The following is a 15,682-nucleotide window of genomic DNA, read 5'->3' on the forward strand; positions in this document are numbered from 1 at the left end:
ACCGCCCGGGAACCGACAGACCACCTTTTCGTGAAAGCGAGCACATGACCGAGCAGTCGCACGAACGCCGAGCACCCGCCCAGCCCGCAGCACCCGTCCGGGGCGCCGCTAATCGGAGGGGACCCTTGCGCGTGGGCGAACGCGTGCAACTGACCGATGACGGTGGCCGCATCACGACCATCACGCTGGCCGAGGGCGGGCAGTACCACACCCACCGAGGCGTGCTGGAACATCAGGAACTGATCGGCGCCCCGGAGGGCACCGTGGTGACCAACTCGGGTGGCATCCAGTTCCAGGCGCTGCGTCCGCTGCTCAAGGACTTCGTGCTGTCCATGCCCCGCGGTGCGGCCGTGGTGTACCCCAAGGACGCCGGCCAGATCGTGACCATGGCGGACATCTTCCCCGGAGCGCGCGTGGTGGAGGCCGGTGTGGGCTCGGGCGCACTGTCCATTTCCCTGCTGCGTGCGGTGGGGGACGAGGGCACGGTGCACTCCTTCGAACGCCGTGAAGAGTTCGCCGATATCGCCCGCGGCAACATCGAAACCATGTTCGGCGGCCCGCACCCCGCCTGGACGCTGACCCTCGGAGATCTTGCGGAGCAGTTGCCGGAGGTCGAGGAACCGGGATCCGTGGACCGCGTGGTCCTCGACATGCTGGCCCCGTGGGAATGCCTCGACGCCGTGGCCCACGTGCTGGCCCCGGGCGGCGTCGTAATGTGTTACGTCGCGACCGTGACCCAGTTGTCGCGCGTGGCCGAGGCGATGCGCGCGGACGGGCGCTACACGGAACCCGAGGCGTCCGAGACCATGGTGCGCGGTTGGCACGTGGAGGGTTTGGCGGTGCGTCCCGATCACCGCATGGTCGCGCACACCGGATTCCTCATCCAGTCCCGCAAACTCGCCGAAGGTGCCGTGCGCCTGGCCCCCAAACGCCGCGCGTCCAAGAGCGATTACACCGAAGAAGATCTGCAGGCCTGGACCCCCGTGGCCCTGGGCGAGCGGATCGTCTCCGACCGCAAGCTGCGCCGCGCAGGCCGCGACGCCACCAACCTGGCCGAACAGGCCGCCCTGGCCACGGCGCAGATCGATCCCGACTCACGGCGGGAGAACACCCCGCAGAGCACGGAGGACACCAGCCATGAGTGATGCCACCCCCGAGAACCGGGCCGCCGACAACACGCAGCGGCAGATCAACATGCTGCGCGAGCAGAAGCGCAACCTGGACAAGCAACTGGCCGGCGTGGGATCGCAGAACCAGAAATTGGTGCGCCTGCTGGATGCGTCCCGGCAGGAGATCGTCAAGCTCAAACAGACGCTCGCCGCGGAGGCCGTGCCGCCGATGAGTTTCGGCGTGGTGCAGCAGGTCAACCCCGGTCAGCAACCCGTGGGCACCGCCACCGGTGACGGGCCCGTGATCACCGTGGCGAGTCTGGACGTCCTGGTGTCCGGGCGCAAGATGCGCGTGGCCGTGAGCCCGCTCGTGTCCTTGAGCGCGTGTGAACCGGGGATCGGGGTGCTGTTGAACGAGAATTACGTGGTCGCCGCCGTCCTCGACTACGAGCGCACCGGCGAGGTGGCCACCATCAAGGAAATCGTCGACCACGACCGTGTGCTGACCGTGGGACGCTCTGACGAGGAACGCGTCATGCTGCTCTCCGGTGCGCTGCGCCGCGACCGGCCCAAACCCGGTGACGCAGTGACCGTGGACCACCGCACCGGCTTCGCCCTGGAGCACGTGGCACGCACGGACGTGGAACAGCTGGTGCTGGAGGAGGTTCCCGAGGTCAGCTACGCGGACATCGGCGGGCTGGGCACCCAGATCGAGGCCATCCGCGACGCCGTGGAACTGCCCTACGTGCACCCTGACCTGTACCGCGACCACGGACTGCGCCCGCCCAAGGGCATCCTGCTGTACGGCCCGCCCGGTAACGGTAAGACGCTGATCGCCAAGGCCGTGGCCCGCTCGCTGGCCGAACGCAGCGCGGCCAAGGCGGGTCGCGCTCGCGCCCTCGGGTATTTCCTGAACATCAAGGGTCCCGAACTTCTCGACAAGTACGTGGGCGAGACCGAACGTCAGATTCGCTCCATCTTTGCCAACGCCCGCGAACAGGCCGCCCGCGGCGTGCCCGTGGTGGTGTTCTTCGACGAAATGGACTCGCTGTTCCGCGTGCGCGGCTCCGGGCTGTCCTCGGACGTGGAAACCACCATTGTGCCGCAGCTGCTCACCGAGATCGACGGCGTGGAGAAGCTCGACAACGTGATCGTGATCGGTGCGACCAACCGCGAGGACATGATCGACCCCGCCGTGCTGCGCCCCGGCCGCCTGGACGTGAAGATCCGCATCGACCGCCCCGATCGCCACGGCGCGCGCGAAATATTCACGCTCTACGTCACCCCCGAACTTCCCCTGCGCGAAGCCGACGTCGCCGCGGCGGGCTCCCGGGAAGCCGCCGCCGATCAGCTGATCGACGCAGCGATCGCCCACATGTACGATCGCACCGCAGCCACGGAGTTCTTGACCATCAGCTACCGGGACGGTGGCCAGGAAACCCTGTACTTCGCCGACTACGTTTCCGGGGCGGTGATCCGCAACGTGGTGGACCGCGCCAAGAAACAGGCCATCAAGACCCTGTTGACCACGGGCGAGCGGGGCCTGACCCGCGAGCACCTGGTCAATGCCGTGGACGAGGAGTTCTACGAGCAGCAGGACCTTCCCAACACCGCGGACCCGGAGGACTGGGCGCGGTTGACGGGCCGGCGGGCCAACACGATCCAGGACGTTCGGATTGCCGTGCACCGCGGCACCGCCGCTCCCCTTGAGGGGGAGCGCTCATGAGTGTCCGCCGGGTCATGGGCAGTGAAACCGAATTCGGTGTTCTGGCCGTGGGCGAACCCCAGGCCAACGCCACGGTGCTCTCCACCCGGGTGGTGACCGGGTACGCGCTTCGGGTGGCCGGAGAACTGTCACGGGAACAGTCCGGTTCCCACTCGTCTCATGGGCAACCGCACGTGGGTACCGGCTGGGATTACGGCTCGGAGTCCCCGCTGTCCGACGCCCGCGGGTACACGATGAGCCGCGACCGCGCCCACCCGTCGCAGCTGACCGATCGGGCTCCCGTTCTCACGGCCGAGGAGATCGCGGCGGAGACGATCACCGAATCCGCGATGTACACCGAGGACATGGACTGGCGGAAGGTCATCATGAACACCGTGATCCCCAACGGGGCGCGCGTGTACGTGGACCACTCGCACCCGGAGTACTCCTCGCCGGAGGTCACCACGCCGCTGGACGCTCTCACGTGGGATGCCGCGGGGGATGTGGTGGCCGCCCGCGCCGTCGCGGACCTCGCCCGGGGTGCGGAGAACACCGGAACGCCTGCGGTGAACCTGTACAAGAACAACACGGACAACAAGTCCGTGTCCTACGGGGCCCATGAGAACTATGTGGTGGACCGCGCCGTGGCCTTCGACCGGATCGCCGCGGCACTGCTGCCGTTCTTCGCGACCCGCCAAATCATGTGCGGTGCCGGTCGCGTGGGGCTGGGTGTGGACGGTTTCCAACCGGGTTTTCAGCTGAGCCAGCGCGCGGATTTCTTCGAACGCACCGTGGGCCTGGAAACCACCATCCACCGCCCCATCGTCAACACCCGCGACGAACCCCACGCGGACGACACCAAGTACCGGCGGCTGCACGTGATCATCGGGGACGCCAACCTGTCCCACACGGCCACGCTATTGAAGTTCGGCACCACCTCCTTGGTGTTGAACCTGATCGAACACGACCGCGTGCCCACCGTGGACCTGGTGGATCCGGTGGCGGCACTGCAAACGGTCAGCCACGACCCGACCGTGACCGCGACCGTGGCCCTGCGCGACGGGCGCGAACTGAGCGCCGTCGACATTCAACGCGAGTACCACCGCGCCGCCGTGGGCCTTGAACGGGAACTCGCACCGGACGGCCTGGACCGCGACACGCACCAGGTGCTGGAGCTGTGGGATCAGGTGCTCAGCGACCTCGCCCAGGACCCGACCCTCTTGGCCGACCGGCTCGACTGGGCCGCCAAGTACGCCCTGCTCACCGCGTACCGGCAGCGCGACGGTATGGCGTGGGACGACCCCCGGTTGATTGCGATCGACCTGCAGTACGCGGACGTGCGCCCCGAGAAAGGGCTGTACCACCGGCTCGCCGCGGCCGGTCGGATCCGCACGCTGGTCGATACCCAGACCATTGAACGCGCAGCGGACCGGCCTCCCGAGGACACCCGGGCGTGGTTCCGCGGCACCGCAGTGCGCCGCTTCCCGTCCGCCATGGTGAGCGTGGGCTGGGACAGCGTGAACGTGGAATTCCCCGGGATCCGCAGGGGCGCCCGGATCGGCATGCCCGAACCCCTGGACCTGACCCGCGAGATCACCGGGGAATGGTTTGACGCACCGGACGTTGAACAGTGGGTGCACCGGGTAGCCGAACATCGCCCCGGCACGGTCACCGGAACCGGCATCAACTGAGCGCACCCGACACTTGAACCACTGAGAGATCAGGAGACACACATGGCACAGGAACGCATTTTCGGATCGGGTTCGCGCCGCGAAGACGACACCGAGCTGCCCGACAACGGCACCCCGGCGCCGTCGCAGGGCGCGGGACAGGCACAGCGCGACACCCAAGGCACCGATGATCTCCTCGCCGAGATCGACGGCGTGCTCGAAACCAACGCCGAGGCCTTCGTCAAGGGCTTTGTCCAGAAGGGCGGACAGTAAGCTCGTGGACCGCAGAATCTACGGCATCGAAACCGAGTTCGGCATCACCCACAGTGTGTCCCAGGGCCACAGCCTGGGAGCCGACGAGACCGCGCGGCGCCTCTTCGCGCCCGTGCTCGCGTGGGGCAGGGCGTCCAACGTATTCCTCCCGAACGGCGGCCGGCTCTACCTCGACGTGGGTTCGCACCCGGAGTACGCCAGCGCGGAGACCGCCTCCCTCCAGGACGTGGTCGCCCAGGACATGGCCGGTGAGCTGATCGTGGACGACCTGCGGCAGCAGCTCCAGCAGGAATTGGTTGAGGATGGCACCGGCGGCACGGTGCACCTCTTCAAGAACAACGTGGACTCCGCCGGGAACTCCTACGGTTCCCACGAGAACTACATGATTTCGCGCCGTACCGAATACGCGCGCCTGGTGCAGGTGCTCATCCCGTTCCTGGTGACCCGCCAGATTCTGGTGGGCGCCGGCCGGGTCCACCCCAACGGGCCGGCGGACTTCGGCGGCCTCACCCTGGGCGACGGCTCCCACGGGCCCAGCTACTCGTTCTCCCAACGCGCCGATCACATTTGGGAGGGCTCCTCCTCCGCCACCACGCGCTCGCGGCCCATGATCAACACCCGTGACGAACCCCACGCTGACGCCGAGCATTACCGCCGGTTGCATGTGATCAACGGCGACTCGTCCATGTCCCAGACCACCACGGCACTCAAGATCGGCACCACGGATCTCATGTTGCGCATGATCGAGGCGGGAAAGATCCTCCCGGACCGCACCCTCGCGGATCCCGCGGCCGCGCTGCGCATTGTCTCGCACGACCTCACGGGACGGGCTCAGCTCGAGCTGGCCTCCGGCGAGACAATGTCCGCCGTGGACCTGCAGCTCGAGTACGTGCAGGCCGTGACCCATTTCGTGGAACGTCACGGTGCGCACCACGATCGCGTGGATTGGGTGTTGGAACTGTGGGAGCGCGGTCTGCGCGCGGTGGCCGAACAGCGCTTCGACCTGGTGGACACCGAACTGGACTGGGCCATCAAGAAAAAATTGTTGGACTCCTACGCCTCCTCCCACGGCATGGACTACGCCAATCCGAGGCTGCTGCAGTTGGACTTCGCCTATCACGACACCTCACCCACGCACGGATTGTTCCGCATGCTCAGCCGCCGCGGTGCCGTGGCCACCTTCGTAGCCGACGACGCCGCCCAGGCCGCCGTCATGCACCCTCCGGCCACGCGCGCGAGCCTGCGCGGCAAGTTCATCCGGGCCGTCCTGGACGCGGGGGAGAACTACACCGTGGACTGGGTGCACCTCAAGCTCAACGGTTCCCACAACCAACGCACCGTGATGTGCAAGGACCCGTTCGCCACGTCCCAACCCGACGCGGATGAGCTGATTGCCGAGGTCCGGGCCCTGGCCGCGTCCTGACGGCTCACGCATAACCCCACGGGTGTGGCCGGTGGAGTATCAGCTGATCTTCAAGCGCGTCCCTTAGATTGGTGGCCGAGTTCTCCCCGTTCCCAGTCGTGTTGAAAGGTGATCCTCCTTTGCGAAAGATTGTTCCGGCCGCGGGCACCGCCCTGGCCCTGACCCTGATGTTGACCGCGTGCGGCGGTGCCGAAATCGATTCGGTGGAACTGTCCAAGGACCCGTCCGAGGGCACGGCACCGTCGGTCTCCTTCGAAACCCCCCTCCAGGTGAGTGAGGCCGAGACCAAGGTGTTGCGCGAAGGCGAGGGCGAGGACTTGGCCGAGGGCGACAACGTCCTGTTGCAGGCCGCCCTGTTCAAGGGTTCGGACGGGTCCTCGTTGGGCGACACGTACAGCCAGGGTGCCGGCCAGGTACTCAAGTTGGACGACGAGCTCAAGGAGGCCATACCGCAGATGTACGACGCCCTGCTCGACGCCAAGGAAGGCGCGATCATCGCCTACAGTTCCCCGGACACCAGCGGTGCCGCGGGGGACGAGTCCACATCGGTCGAGGTGTACCAGGTGGCCAAGAAGATCCTGGCGCCGCTCAACCAAGACATGTCGGACACCTCGGAGAAAATGCCCACCGTGACCCAGGACGATCAGGGCACACCCACCATAGAGAAGCCCTCCGGCGATGAACCCAAGGACCTCCAGACGGAGGTACTCATCGAAGGTGACGGCGAAGAGGTTTCGGACACGGACACCGTGGTCGCCAATTACGTGGGCGTGCGCTGGGCGGACGGCGAGGTCTTCGATTCCTCCTATGACACGGACACCCCCGCCTCCTTCCCGCTCGACAACGTGATCGAGGGGTGGAAGGAAGGTCTCAAGGGCCAAAAAGTGGGCTCCCGCGTGTTGCTGGTCGTACCGACCGATCAGGCCTACGGAACCGAGGACCAGCTGGGCGAGGACTCGGAGTACCCGGCGGGCTCACTCGTGTTCGTGGTGGATATTCTGGGTGCCGTTCCCACGCCCGAACCCGCACCCAGCGAATCCGCGACACCGTCAGAGAGCGCAAGTTCTCAGCCCTCGGAGGAAGCCAGCGCCGCAGCGAGCCCCACGCCAGCGGCGTCCGCGTCGGATCAGTAAACTGGTCGTCTGGACGGGCCCCGCACCGGGGTCGGACGCTACGAAAGGCCATGAACGTGTCATTTGGACAGCGCAACTTGGATCGTTCCAAGCCGGACATCGATTTCCCGCAGGATCCGGTCCCCACGGAACTGCGCATCTCGGACGAGATCCCGGGCACCGGTCGCGAGGCCAAGGCCGGCGACAACATCTCTTGCCACTACGTGGGTGTGACCTACTCGGGCGGCGAGGAATTCGACGCCTCCTGGAACCGCAACCAGCCCCTGGACTTCACCGTGGGCATCGGCCAGGTCATCCAGGGCTGGGACCAGGGTCTGCTGGGCATGAAGGTGGGCGGGCGCCGTCGGCTGGAAATCCCCTCGGAGCTGGCGTACGGCAAGCGGGGCGCGCCCGGTGCCATCGGCCCGGACGAGGCCCTGATCTTCGTGGTCGATCTGCTCGACGTTCGCTAAATGCCCCCATCCTCAGGTTCGGTCTCGGGCCGCTCCACCGCAGCGTCGGCGGAGCGGCTCCTCAACCTGCTCATTGCGCTGCTGGACCGCGAGAGCGGGTACACGCGCGATCAACTGCGGGAGATCGTTCCCGGGTACCACAAGGCCGGTAGCCACGACGCGTTCGAGCGAATGTTCGAGCGCGACAAAGCGCACCTGCGCTCCCTGGGCTACCCGGTCGAGGAAATCCCGGACGACGACCCCTGGGCCACCGACGTCCAGTTGGCGCCGCGCTATCGGGTGTCCCGCGGTTCGTACCAGTTGCCCCAGGTCCAATTCAGCGCCGAAGAATCGGCGGTGCTTGCGGTCGCCGCGGACGCCTGGAACGACGCCGCTCAGGACCGGCTGGCGCGCAGAGCCCTGGACAAGCTGGAACCGGCACTGTCCCACGAGGCCGCCCCGGGCCGCGACGTCCAACCGACCGTGGCCGTGGCGGACCCGGCATTCGAGCCGTTGCTGTCCGCGGTGCTGAGTCACCGCACGGTCCGCTTTGATTACGTGGACCGCACGGGCGCCTTCAGCCGGCGCACCGTACAGCCCTGGGGTGTGGGCTCGCGTTTCGGCGCGTGGTACCTGGCCGGCTGGGACGAGGACCGCCAGGCGCAACGCACGTTCCGATTGACCAGGATCATTTCCGAGGTGGCCATCACCCGGGACAGTTTCGAACCCCCCGAGGATTTCTCCATGGGAGGTCAGCTCGCGCGCATGGTCCTGCCGCCCACCCGCGTGCGGGTCACGATTTACGTGCGTCAGGGCGCGGCCCAGCTCCTGCGCCAGATCGCGACACCCCTGACCGAGGAGGACCCGCATCTGCCCGAGGGCTTCGACGCCGTGCTGTTGGCGGTGTCCGACACCGAGGGCGCGGCCGAACACGTGTGCGCAGCCGGCCCGGACGCCCGAGTGGCCACCGCCGCCGGCGCGGACCTGGAAACCCAGCGGGCCGTGGCGCGGGCGGTGGAACGGCGCTTGACCGAGGCCAAGAAATTCCAGGACCGCGTGGGCGGCTGCGAGGTCGTCTGGGGGAAGCAGCGCCGGAACGGTGCCGCCAAGGCCAGCACGGAACAGCACCTGGCACGGCTGTTGCACATCGTGCGTCACGTGTACTCCCACCAAGGTGCGCAGCTGGAGGAAACAGCCCGGCACTTCGGCATCACCGACCAGGAATTGATTGCGGACCTGCAAACATTGTTCGTCTGCGGGCGGCCCGGTCACATGCCCGATCAACTCATCGATGCGTCCTGGGACGACGGCCACATCTACCTGGGTAACGCGCGAGAACTCTCCGAACCCGTGCGATTGACCGTTCCCGAGGCCAGCGCGTTGCTGATGGGACTGCAAACTCTCCAGGCGCTGCCGGGTGGCAACAGCGACGTCGTCCGCTCCACCATGCGCAAGGTTGCGACCGCCGCGGACGCGTTGCCGCTCGCGGACGCACTGGCCGCTCCCGATCAACCGGCCGAACTCGTCCCCGAAGACACAGAACTGATGAGTCAGCTGCGGCAGGCGATCACGAACAACCGACGCGTGAAGATCCGCTACGTGGTGGCCTCACGGGACGAGGTCACCGAACGGCTGGTCGACCCGGTGCGCATTGTGTCCTCGGACGGCCACCAGTACGTGCGTGGGTGGTGCCTCAATGCCAACGGGCCCAGGACGTTCCGCGCCGACTGCATCCTCAGCTGCGAAGACATGGGGCAGGCCCAAGCGCACCCCCGGATGGACTCCGAAACGCGCACGAGCCTGTACCCGGAGAAGCGCCGCCCCGTGCAGGCCGTGCTCGTGACGGACCGGCGCGGTCGCTGGATCGTGGAGCACTACCACGCCAAGCGCGTCGCGACCGTGGACTTGCCGCCCGCCGAGGAACCGCCCGTCCCGGTTACGGGCGGGCCGGGTGGTTTGGCCGGACCGGGTGGGCCGGGCGGGTCCAAGGGCCCCAAACCGCTGCCCGAGTACGTTGCCGCGGAGGTGGACTTTCCCACGGCGGAGGCATTGAGTTCGCTGGTGACCAGGCACGCCGGTCACGTGGCGGTGGCTTCCCCGCCCGAGGTTGTTCGCACAGTTGAACAGTGGATAAATAACAGCCTCTTTACGGGCACAACTCAACTCTGATTCAGGGCTCGGCTCTATACTGGAGCCCATGATGTGGTGGATGTGGATCGTGCTGTGGACCGCAGTGGTCCTGGCGAGTCTCGCGTTCATCCTGGGCGCGGTGTGGAGACTGATCACACGGAAGGCCTTACCCGCATTGCGCGAGGTCGAGGCCATTGCCGATGACTTCACGCAGCGGTGGAACTCCGCAGCCCAGGGAACAGCACAACCACTGCGCTCACCCGCTGAACCCGCCGTTTTCACCCCGGTGAACTCGGCCCGCGCCGCCTATTCGAGCGGACGCGACCAACGACAAACAGCCCGGCTCATCCGCCGGATGAACCGCAAGGACACCTTGGGCCAGCCCCAGCGGCTGACCGACCTTCGCCGGGCTGAACGGAAAGGACTCCACCATGGGCCGCTTGTTTGACAGCCCCCTCACCATTGTTCTCATCCTCGTGGTGATCTTGCTGCTGTTCGGTGCCCCCAAGCTCCCGGGCATGGCTCGCAGTTTGGGTCAGTCCATGCGAATCTTCAAGTCCGAGGTCAAGGAAATGAAGAGGGATGACGATGACGGCAACGTCACCGTGAACGGCCAGCCCGTTTCCACCGGCCAGACCATTTCCCAGCCGCAGAATCCCACCACGGCCAACGCCGTGAACACGGACACCGGCGCACCGGGCCAGGCGACCGCGCAGCCTGTCGCGCAGCCCAACGCCACCCCGGTCGATCCCCAGCAGCGCCCCAACGCGTAGGTCGCGGATTTTCCTTAGGTACACAGCACGCGCTCGGGGCGGACCGTACGGTTCGCCCTGACGAGTGCCACTCCACGGCCCAACTCACAGCAGAGGTTCGGATGACTGCCACTGAATCCAACTCTCTGCGGGATTCCGCGCGACGCAGCGAGCGTCGTTCCCGCAAGAAGAACAACTCGCGCAGGAGCAACCCTCAGGCCCAAATGGCTCTGAAGGAACACCTGCGTGAAATGCGTAACCGGTTGATCAAGTCCGCCATTGCGGCCGTGATCGGGGCGGTGGCGGGGTTCATGGTCTACAACCCGTTCATGCAGTACATCACCGAACCGCTACAACGCCTGGCTGATTCGGGTCGCACGGCCACCATCAACTACTCGTCGGTGGGCGGTTCCTTCAACATCATGGTTGAGGTGGCCCTGGTCCTGGGTGTGATATTCGCATCCCCGGTGTGGCTCTACCAGCTGTGGGCATTCATCACCCCCGCGCTGCACAAACATGAACGCCGCTACGCCATGGGCTTCCTGGCGGCCGCCATTCCGTTGTTCATCGGTGGGTGTGCGCTGGCCCTCACGGCCTTGCCCGCCGCCGTGTACGCCCTGACCGCGTTCACACCCGAGGGCGGCGCCAACTTTGTCGAGGCCAACCAGTATCTGCGGTTCTTCCTGCAACTGATCTTGACGTTCGGTGTGGCGTGCGTGGTCCCGGTGTTCCTGGTGGGCCTGAATATGCTGGGTCTGCTCGCCGGGCGCACGATTCTGAAATCCTGGCGCGTGGTGGTGGTCATCGTGCTGGTCATTTCCGCCATGGCCGCGCCCGGTCCGGACCCGGTCACCATGTTGTACCTGGCCATCCCGTTGCTGGCATTGTTCTTCGTGGCCGTGGCGATGTGCTTGTTCCTGGACCGTCGCCGGGCCAGGCAAGCGGCTAAGCGTGAGGCCGCCACGGGCGTGGTTGCGGACAATGCGACCTCCGCCGAAGAACTGCGCAAGATGGGCTAGCAGCGGAACCTCGCGGCTCGGATTTATCGGGCGTCCGGGCTACGCCGTAGGCTGGACGCATGTCTTCCCACGCCGATCGATTCATGGCCGCTAAGGCCCGTGCGGCCCACGCGAACACGGAACTCGGGGCGTTTGAACAGCTGCTGGACTTCGAACTCGACCCCTTCCAGATTGAGGGGTGCCGGGCGCTGGAACGGGGTCACGGCGTTCTGGTCGCGGCCCCCACGGGTGCCGGAAAAACAGTGGTGGGTGAATTCGCCATTCATCTGGCCCTCGCCCAGGGGCGCAAGGCCTTCTACACCACCCCCATCAAGGCACTGAGTAATCAGAAGTTCCACGAGTTCTCCCGCCGCTGGGGCAGCCACCGTGTGGGATTGCTGACCGGTGACACCTCGGTCAATTCCGAGGCGGAAATCGTGGTCATGACCACCGAAGTGCTCCGCAACATGCTTTACGCGGATTCGGCCACGCTCACCAATCTGGGATACGTGGTCATGGACGAGGTCCACTACCTCGCGGACCGTTTCCGGGGCGCCGTGTGGGAAGAAGTCATCATTCATTTGCCGGACCACGTGCAGCTCGCCTCGTTGTCGGCCACGGTCTCCAACGCGGAAGAATTCGGTGCGTGGCTTCACCAGGTCCGTGGTCACACGGACGTCGTGGTGTCGGAACATCGGCCCGTCCCGCTGTGGCAGCACGTGCAGGTGGGACCGCAGCTGCTAGACCTGTTCGTGGACGACACCGTGGAAGAAGCCGCGGAGCGGCAGTCGGAACCCGGCGCGGACGAGCCGGCCGTCAACCCGGAACTGCTCCGACTCTTCCGTGCCCAGCACCCCCGCGGTGGCCGGGGCGGCGGGCGCGGCCCCAACCATCGGGGTCGACGCCGCCGCGGGCCCCACCGTCCGGAGGCACACGTTGCGCGTCAGGATCGGATCTCCCGGCCCCACCTGTTGCGCCGCCTCGACGCGGAGGCCCTGCTGCCGGCCATTACGTTCATTTTCTCCCGGGCCGGTTGCGATGCGGCGGTGGCCCAGTGCGTTGCCGCCGATCTGTGGTTGACCACGCCCGAGGAGCAGAAGACCATTCGCGCCTACGTGGCCGAGGCGACCTCGCACATGTCCACCGCGGACCTGGCGGCGCTGAACTATCACGACTGGTACGACGGACTGATCCGCGGCGCCTCGGCCCACCACGCGGGTATGCTCCCGGTCTTCAAAGAGGTCGTGGAGCAATTATTCGCCCAGGGACTGGTCAAGGCCGTCTTCGCCACCGAGACCCTGGCGCTGGGCATCAACATGCCCGCGCGTTCGGTGGTGCTCGAGCGGCTGGACAAGTTCAATGGCGAGTCCAGGGTTGACATCACTCCCGGCGAGTACACCCAGCTCACGGGGCGCGCCGGGCGGCGCGGAATCGATGTCGAAGGTCACGCCGTGGTGCTGTGGCGCGACGGGATGAATCCGCAGACCGTGGCCGGGCTGGCCTCCAAACGGACCTACCCGCTGAACTCCAGCTTCAGCCCCACGTACAACATGTCCACCAACTTGATCGCCCGTTACGGTGCTCAACGGTCCCGTTCCATTTTGGAGACCTCCTTTGCGCAGTTCCAAGCGGACCGTTCCGTGGTGGGCATTGCCAAGCGCGTACGCTCGCAGGAAAAGACGCTGGAGGCCTATCGGGACGCCATGGCGTGTCACCTGGGCGATTTCACCGAGTACGCGAAGCTGCGGCGCGAACTCAACGGTTTGGAGAAATCGGCGACCAAGTCCCGCTCCGCCCGGCAACGCAACGATGCAGCGGTGTCCCTGCAGGACCTGTTGCCCGGTGACGTCATCGACATTCCGCAGGGCCGTAACGCCGGGTACGCCGTGGTGGTCAAGGCGGACGAGCACCCGTTCGATCCGCGACCCCACATCCTCACCCTGGACGGCAAATTGCGACGAGTAGGTGTCAACGACCTCGACGGTTCCCTCGAACCCGAATCGAAGGTCAAGATCCCCAAACGGTATTCGGGACGTTCCCCTCAGGAGCGCAAGGATCTGGCGGCCACCGTCCGCGCGGCCCTGCGCGAGCATCGGCCCGCGCGTGAACGCAGCGGGGGCCACACCATTCGGTTCGACCGCGGAACCTCCGCGAGGGACCGCAAGATCGAGGATCTCCGGCGCGCGCTGCGCTCCCACCCGTGCCACGGTTGTTCCGACCGGGAACACCACGCCCGGTGGGCGGAGCGTGCCTGGAAGCTGCAGAAGGAAACCGACGGCCTGCGCACACAGATCGCGGGTCGCACGGGCAGCATCGCGGCGACCTTCGACCGGGTCTGTGCGGTACTCACCCATTTCGACTACTTACGCGTGGACGGTTCCGGCAGCCTCAAGCCCACCCCCGCGGGGGAGCAGTTGCGCCGGATCTACGGCGAGCGCGATTTGTTGCTCGCCCTGACCCTGCGCGACGGTTTTCTCGATGGCCTCGATGTTGCGGGTCTGGCGGGCGTGGTCACCACTCTCGTGTATCAGCCCCGCCGTGAGGACCAGGGATCCCGGCCCAAGATGCCCACGGCCCACATGGAGGCCGCCGTCCAGACGCTGATCCACAACTGGTCGGTGCTCACGGACGTCGAGGCGCAACACCGGCTACCGCAGACGGCTCAGCCCGAGCTGGCTCTGGTGGATGCCATGTACCGCTGGGCCCGGGGCGCCAGCCTGACCAAGACACTGACGGGCACGGATCTGGCCGCGGGCGACTTTGTGCGCTGGGCCAAACAAACCATTGACCTGTTGGACCAACTGGCCGGTGTCGCGCATGTGGATCCGGCCATCCGCGGCACCGCTCTCGAGGCCATTCAGGCTGTGCGCCGCGGAGTGGTGGAGTACAGCGTCTTTGAACAGTGAACGACAGCGATGATTTCCCGGAGGACAGTGTGAACCCACAGGCCAGAACCACCGTGATGTATGTGAATGCTTCGGTGTATTCACCGGTGGATCCGTTCGCCACGGCCATCCTGGTGGACGGGCCCACGGTCGCGTGGCTGGGTTCCGACAGCGCAGCACATGCGATGGCGGGCGATCAGACCACGGTGAAAGATGTCGAGGGCGCGGTGATCACCCCGTCCTTCGTGGCGCACCAGCGAATCACCGACACCGCGCAGATGGTCACCGCGGCTCAGGGGTACGGTGCCGTGGAATTGCTGTCCGAGGACGCCGAGATGTTGGTAGATGCGGTGAACCGCGCAACGGAGGCCGGTCTCGTTGCGCTGCCCATCCTGATTCACCCGGTGACCGACGCTACCTATCTCGAGAGGGTCGGTGCGCCGCGTTCGTGCCTGGGGATTCAGGCCGACGCCGCCCAGGATCGTGATGCACTGGTCGATGCCGTGACGGCTCACCTGGTCGCATGCTCCGAGGGCCGTTACCAGGCAGTGGTCGTGTGCGGTGGCGGCGTCGGCGGGAATGCGGAGGCAGCGCCGTCGTCCGTGATCGACGCCGTGCTCGAGGCCGCGCAGCGAACCACCGACAGGGTGGGGGAGCGCGCTTTCAGATCCCGCGGGCATCGCATTGTCGGCGCGGGCGAACTCAGCGACGAGCAATGCGAGGAGCTCGCCCGCCACGCGCTGACGGTGAGTTCGCGGCCCGGCGCAGCACCGCTCACGGCGCTGGCGCGCGCGGGGGTCCCCTTGACCCTCATGACTGACGCGCAGAACCCGTGGCAGGCCGTGAAAGACGCCCTGGAAGCCGAGGAGCCGCGCCATCGGACCTCGGCCCGCGCGGCATTTCTGGCCTTGACCCGCGGTGTGTGGCGAGCACAACGCGATGCGCAACCACTGGCCGGTCAGCTGGCACCCGGAGCGGAGGCCAGCCTGGCCATGTGGGACGCGGACTCTCTCATGGTTCAGCAGGCGTCGGGCACCGGCGCGTCCTGGAGCACGGACCCCCGCGCCCGCACACCGGCCCTGCCGGCCCTGGACGACCCGCGGCTGCCCGCGTGCGAGCGCGTCGTGGTGGCGGGAGACATCACCTTCGAATGATTGACAATCTGCCATCTTG

At 66.6% G+C, this 15,682-nt stretch carries 13 protein-coding genes; all 13 read left to right on the forward strand.

What is annotated here, in order from left to right:
• Positions 1-44: 44 nt before the first annotated feature.
• The 13 genes from Q4E95_RS03385 to Q4E95_RS03445 all read left to right on the forward strand — a co-directional run bounded on the left by Q4E95_RS03385 (position 45) and on the right by Q4E95_RS03445 (position 15,663).
• Positions 45-1,145, forward strand: coding sequence for a tRNA (adenine-N1)-methyltransferase (locus tag Q4E95_RS03385; protein ID WP_303381963.1), 1,101 nt, complete (start codon positions 45-47; stop codon positions 1,143-1,145).
• Positions 1,138-2,835, forward strand: a complete 1,698-nt coding sequence (gene arc / locus Q4E95_RS03390) for a proteasome ATPase (RefSeq protein WP_303381964.1) — start codon at positions 1,138-1,140, stop codon at positions 2,833-2,835. The genes Q4E95_RS03385 and arc overlap by 8 nt, the downstream gene beginning before the upstream one ends.
• Positions 2,832-4,505, forward strand: a complete 1,674-nt coding sequence (gene dop / locus Q4E95_RS03395; RefSeq protein ID WP_303381965.1) for a depupylase/deamidase Dop — start codon at positions 2,832-2,834, stop codon at positions 4,503-4,505. The genes arc and dop overlap by 4 nt, the downstream gene beginning before the upstream one ends.
• Before the next feature lie 42 nt (positions 4,506-4,547).
• Positions 4,548-4,757, forward strand: coding sequence for a ubiquitin-like protein Pup (locus Q4E95_RS03400; protein ID WP_303381966.1), 210 nt, complete (start codon positions 4,548-4,550; stop codon positions 4,755-4,757).
• 4 nt (positions 4,758-4,761) lie between these two features.
• On the forward strand, positions 4,762-6,180 hold the full coding sequence (pafA, locus tag Q4E95_RS03405) for a Pup--protein ligase (protein WP_303381967.1): 1,419 nt from the start codon (positions 4,762-4,764) through the stop codon (positions 6,178-6,180).
• A 119-nt stretch (positions 6,181-6,299) separates the two neighbouring features.
• Positions 6,300-7,313 (forward strand): FKBP-type peptidyl-prolyl cis-trans isomerase, encoded by a 1,014-nt coding sequence (locus Q4E95_RS03410; RefSeq protein ID WP_303381968.1) that lies wholly within the window; start codon positions 6,300-6,302, stop codon positions 7,311-7,313.
• 56 nt (positions 7,314-7,369) lie between these two features.
• Positions 7,370-7,765, forward strand: coding sequence for an FKBP-type peptidyl-prolyl cis-trans isomerase (locus Q4E95_RS03415; RefSeq protein ID WP_303381976.1), 396 nt, complete (start codon positions 7,370-7,372; stop codon positions 7,763-7,765).
• On the forward strand, positions 7,766-9,913 hold the full coding sequence (locus tag Q4E95_RS03420) for a WYL domain-containing protein (RefSeq protein ID WP_303381969.1): 2,148 nt from the start codon (positions 7,766-7,768) through the stop codon (positions 9,911-9,913).
• Positions 9,914-9,941: 28 nt separating this feature from the next.
• Complete coding sequence (locus Q4E95_RS03425; protein ID WP_303381970.1) at positions 9,942-10,322, forward strand: hypothetical protein; 381 nt, start codon at positions 9,942-9,944, stop codon at positions 10,320-10,322.
• Positions 10,306-10,647 (forward strand): Sec-independent protein translocase subunit TatA, encoded by a 342-nt coding sequence (tatA, locus tag Q4E95_RS03430; RefSeq protein WP_303381971.1) that lies wholly within the window; start codon positions 10,306-10,308, stop codon positions 10,645-10,647. The genes Q4E95_RS03425 and tatA overlap by 17 nt, the downstream gene beginning before the upstream one ends.
• A gap of 101 nt (positions 10,648-10,748) precedes the next feature.
• Positions 10,749-11,645 carry a twin-arginine translocase subunit TatC gene (tatC, locus tag Q4E95_RS03435; RefSeq protein WP_303381972.1) on the forward strand — a complete coding sequence of 299 codons (897 nt, stop codon included), beginning with the start codon at positions 10,749-10,751 and terminating at the stop codon, positions 11,643-11,645.
• 59 nt (positions 11,646-11,704) lie between these two features.
• Positions 11,705-14,530, forward strand: coding sequence for an RNA helicase (locus tag Q4E95_RS03440; RefSeq protein WP_303381973.1), 2,826 nt, complete (start codon positions 11,705-11,707; stop codon positions 14,528-14,530).
• Positions 14,527-15,663, forward strand: coding sequence for a hypothetical protein (locus tag Q4E95_RS03445; RefSeq protein ID WP_303381974.1), 1,137 nt, complete (start codon positions 14,527-14,529; stop codon positions 15,661-15,663). Before Q4E95_RS03440 ends, Q4E95_RS03445 begins: the two co-directional genes overlap by 4 nt.
• Positions 15,664-15,682: the final 19 nt, after the last annotated feature.

Source organism: Kocuria sp. (assembly GCF_030536815.1).
Classification (GTDB): Bacteria; Actinomycetota; Actinomycetes; order Actinomycetales; family Micrococcaceae; genus Kocuria; species Kocuria gwangalliensis.

Coding starts and splice junctions, on each gene's coding strand:
- Q4E95_RS03385 (WP_303381963.1), top strand. CDS start 45: ATGACCGAGCAGTCGCACGAACGCCGAGCACCCGCCCAGCCCGCAGCA.
- arc (WP_303381964.1), top strand. CDS start 1,138: ATGAGTGATGCCACCCCCGAGAACCGGGCCGCCGACAACACGCAGCGG.
- dop (WP_303381965.1), top strand. CDS start 2,832: ATGAGTGTCCGCCGGGTCATGGGCAGTGAAACCGAATTCGGTGTTCTG.
- Q4E95_RS03400 (WP_303381966.1), top strand. CDS start 4,548: ATGGCACAGGAACGCATTTTCGGATCGGGTTCGCGCCGCGAAGACGAC.
- Q4E95_RS03420 (WP_303381969.1), top strand. CDS start 7,766: ATGCCCCCATCCTCAGGTTCGGTCTCGGGCCGCTCCACCGCAGCGTCG.
- Q4E95_RS03425 (WP_303381970.1), top strand. CDS start 9,942: ATGATGTGGTGGATGTGGATCGTGCTGTGGACCGCAGTGGTCCTGGCG.
- tatA (WP_303381971.1), top strand. CDS start 10,306: ATGGGCCGCTTGTTTGACAGCCCCCTCACCATTGTTCTCATCCTCGTG.
- tatC (WP_303381972.1), top strand. CDS start 10,749: ATGACTGCCACTGAATCCAACTCTCTGCGGGATTCCGCGCGACGCAGC.
- Q4E95_RS03440 (WP_303381973.1), top strand. CDS start 11,705: ATGTCTTCCCACGCCGATCGATTCATGGCCGCTAAGGCCCGTGCGGCC.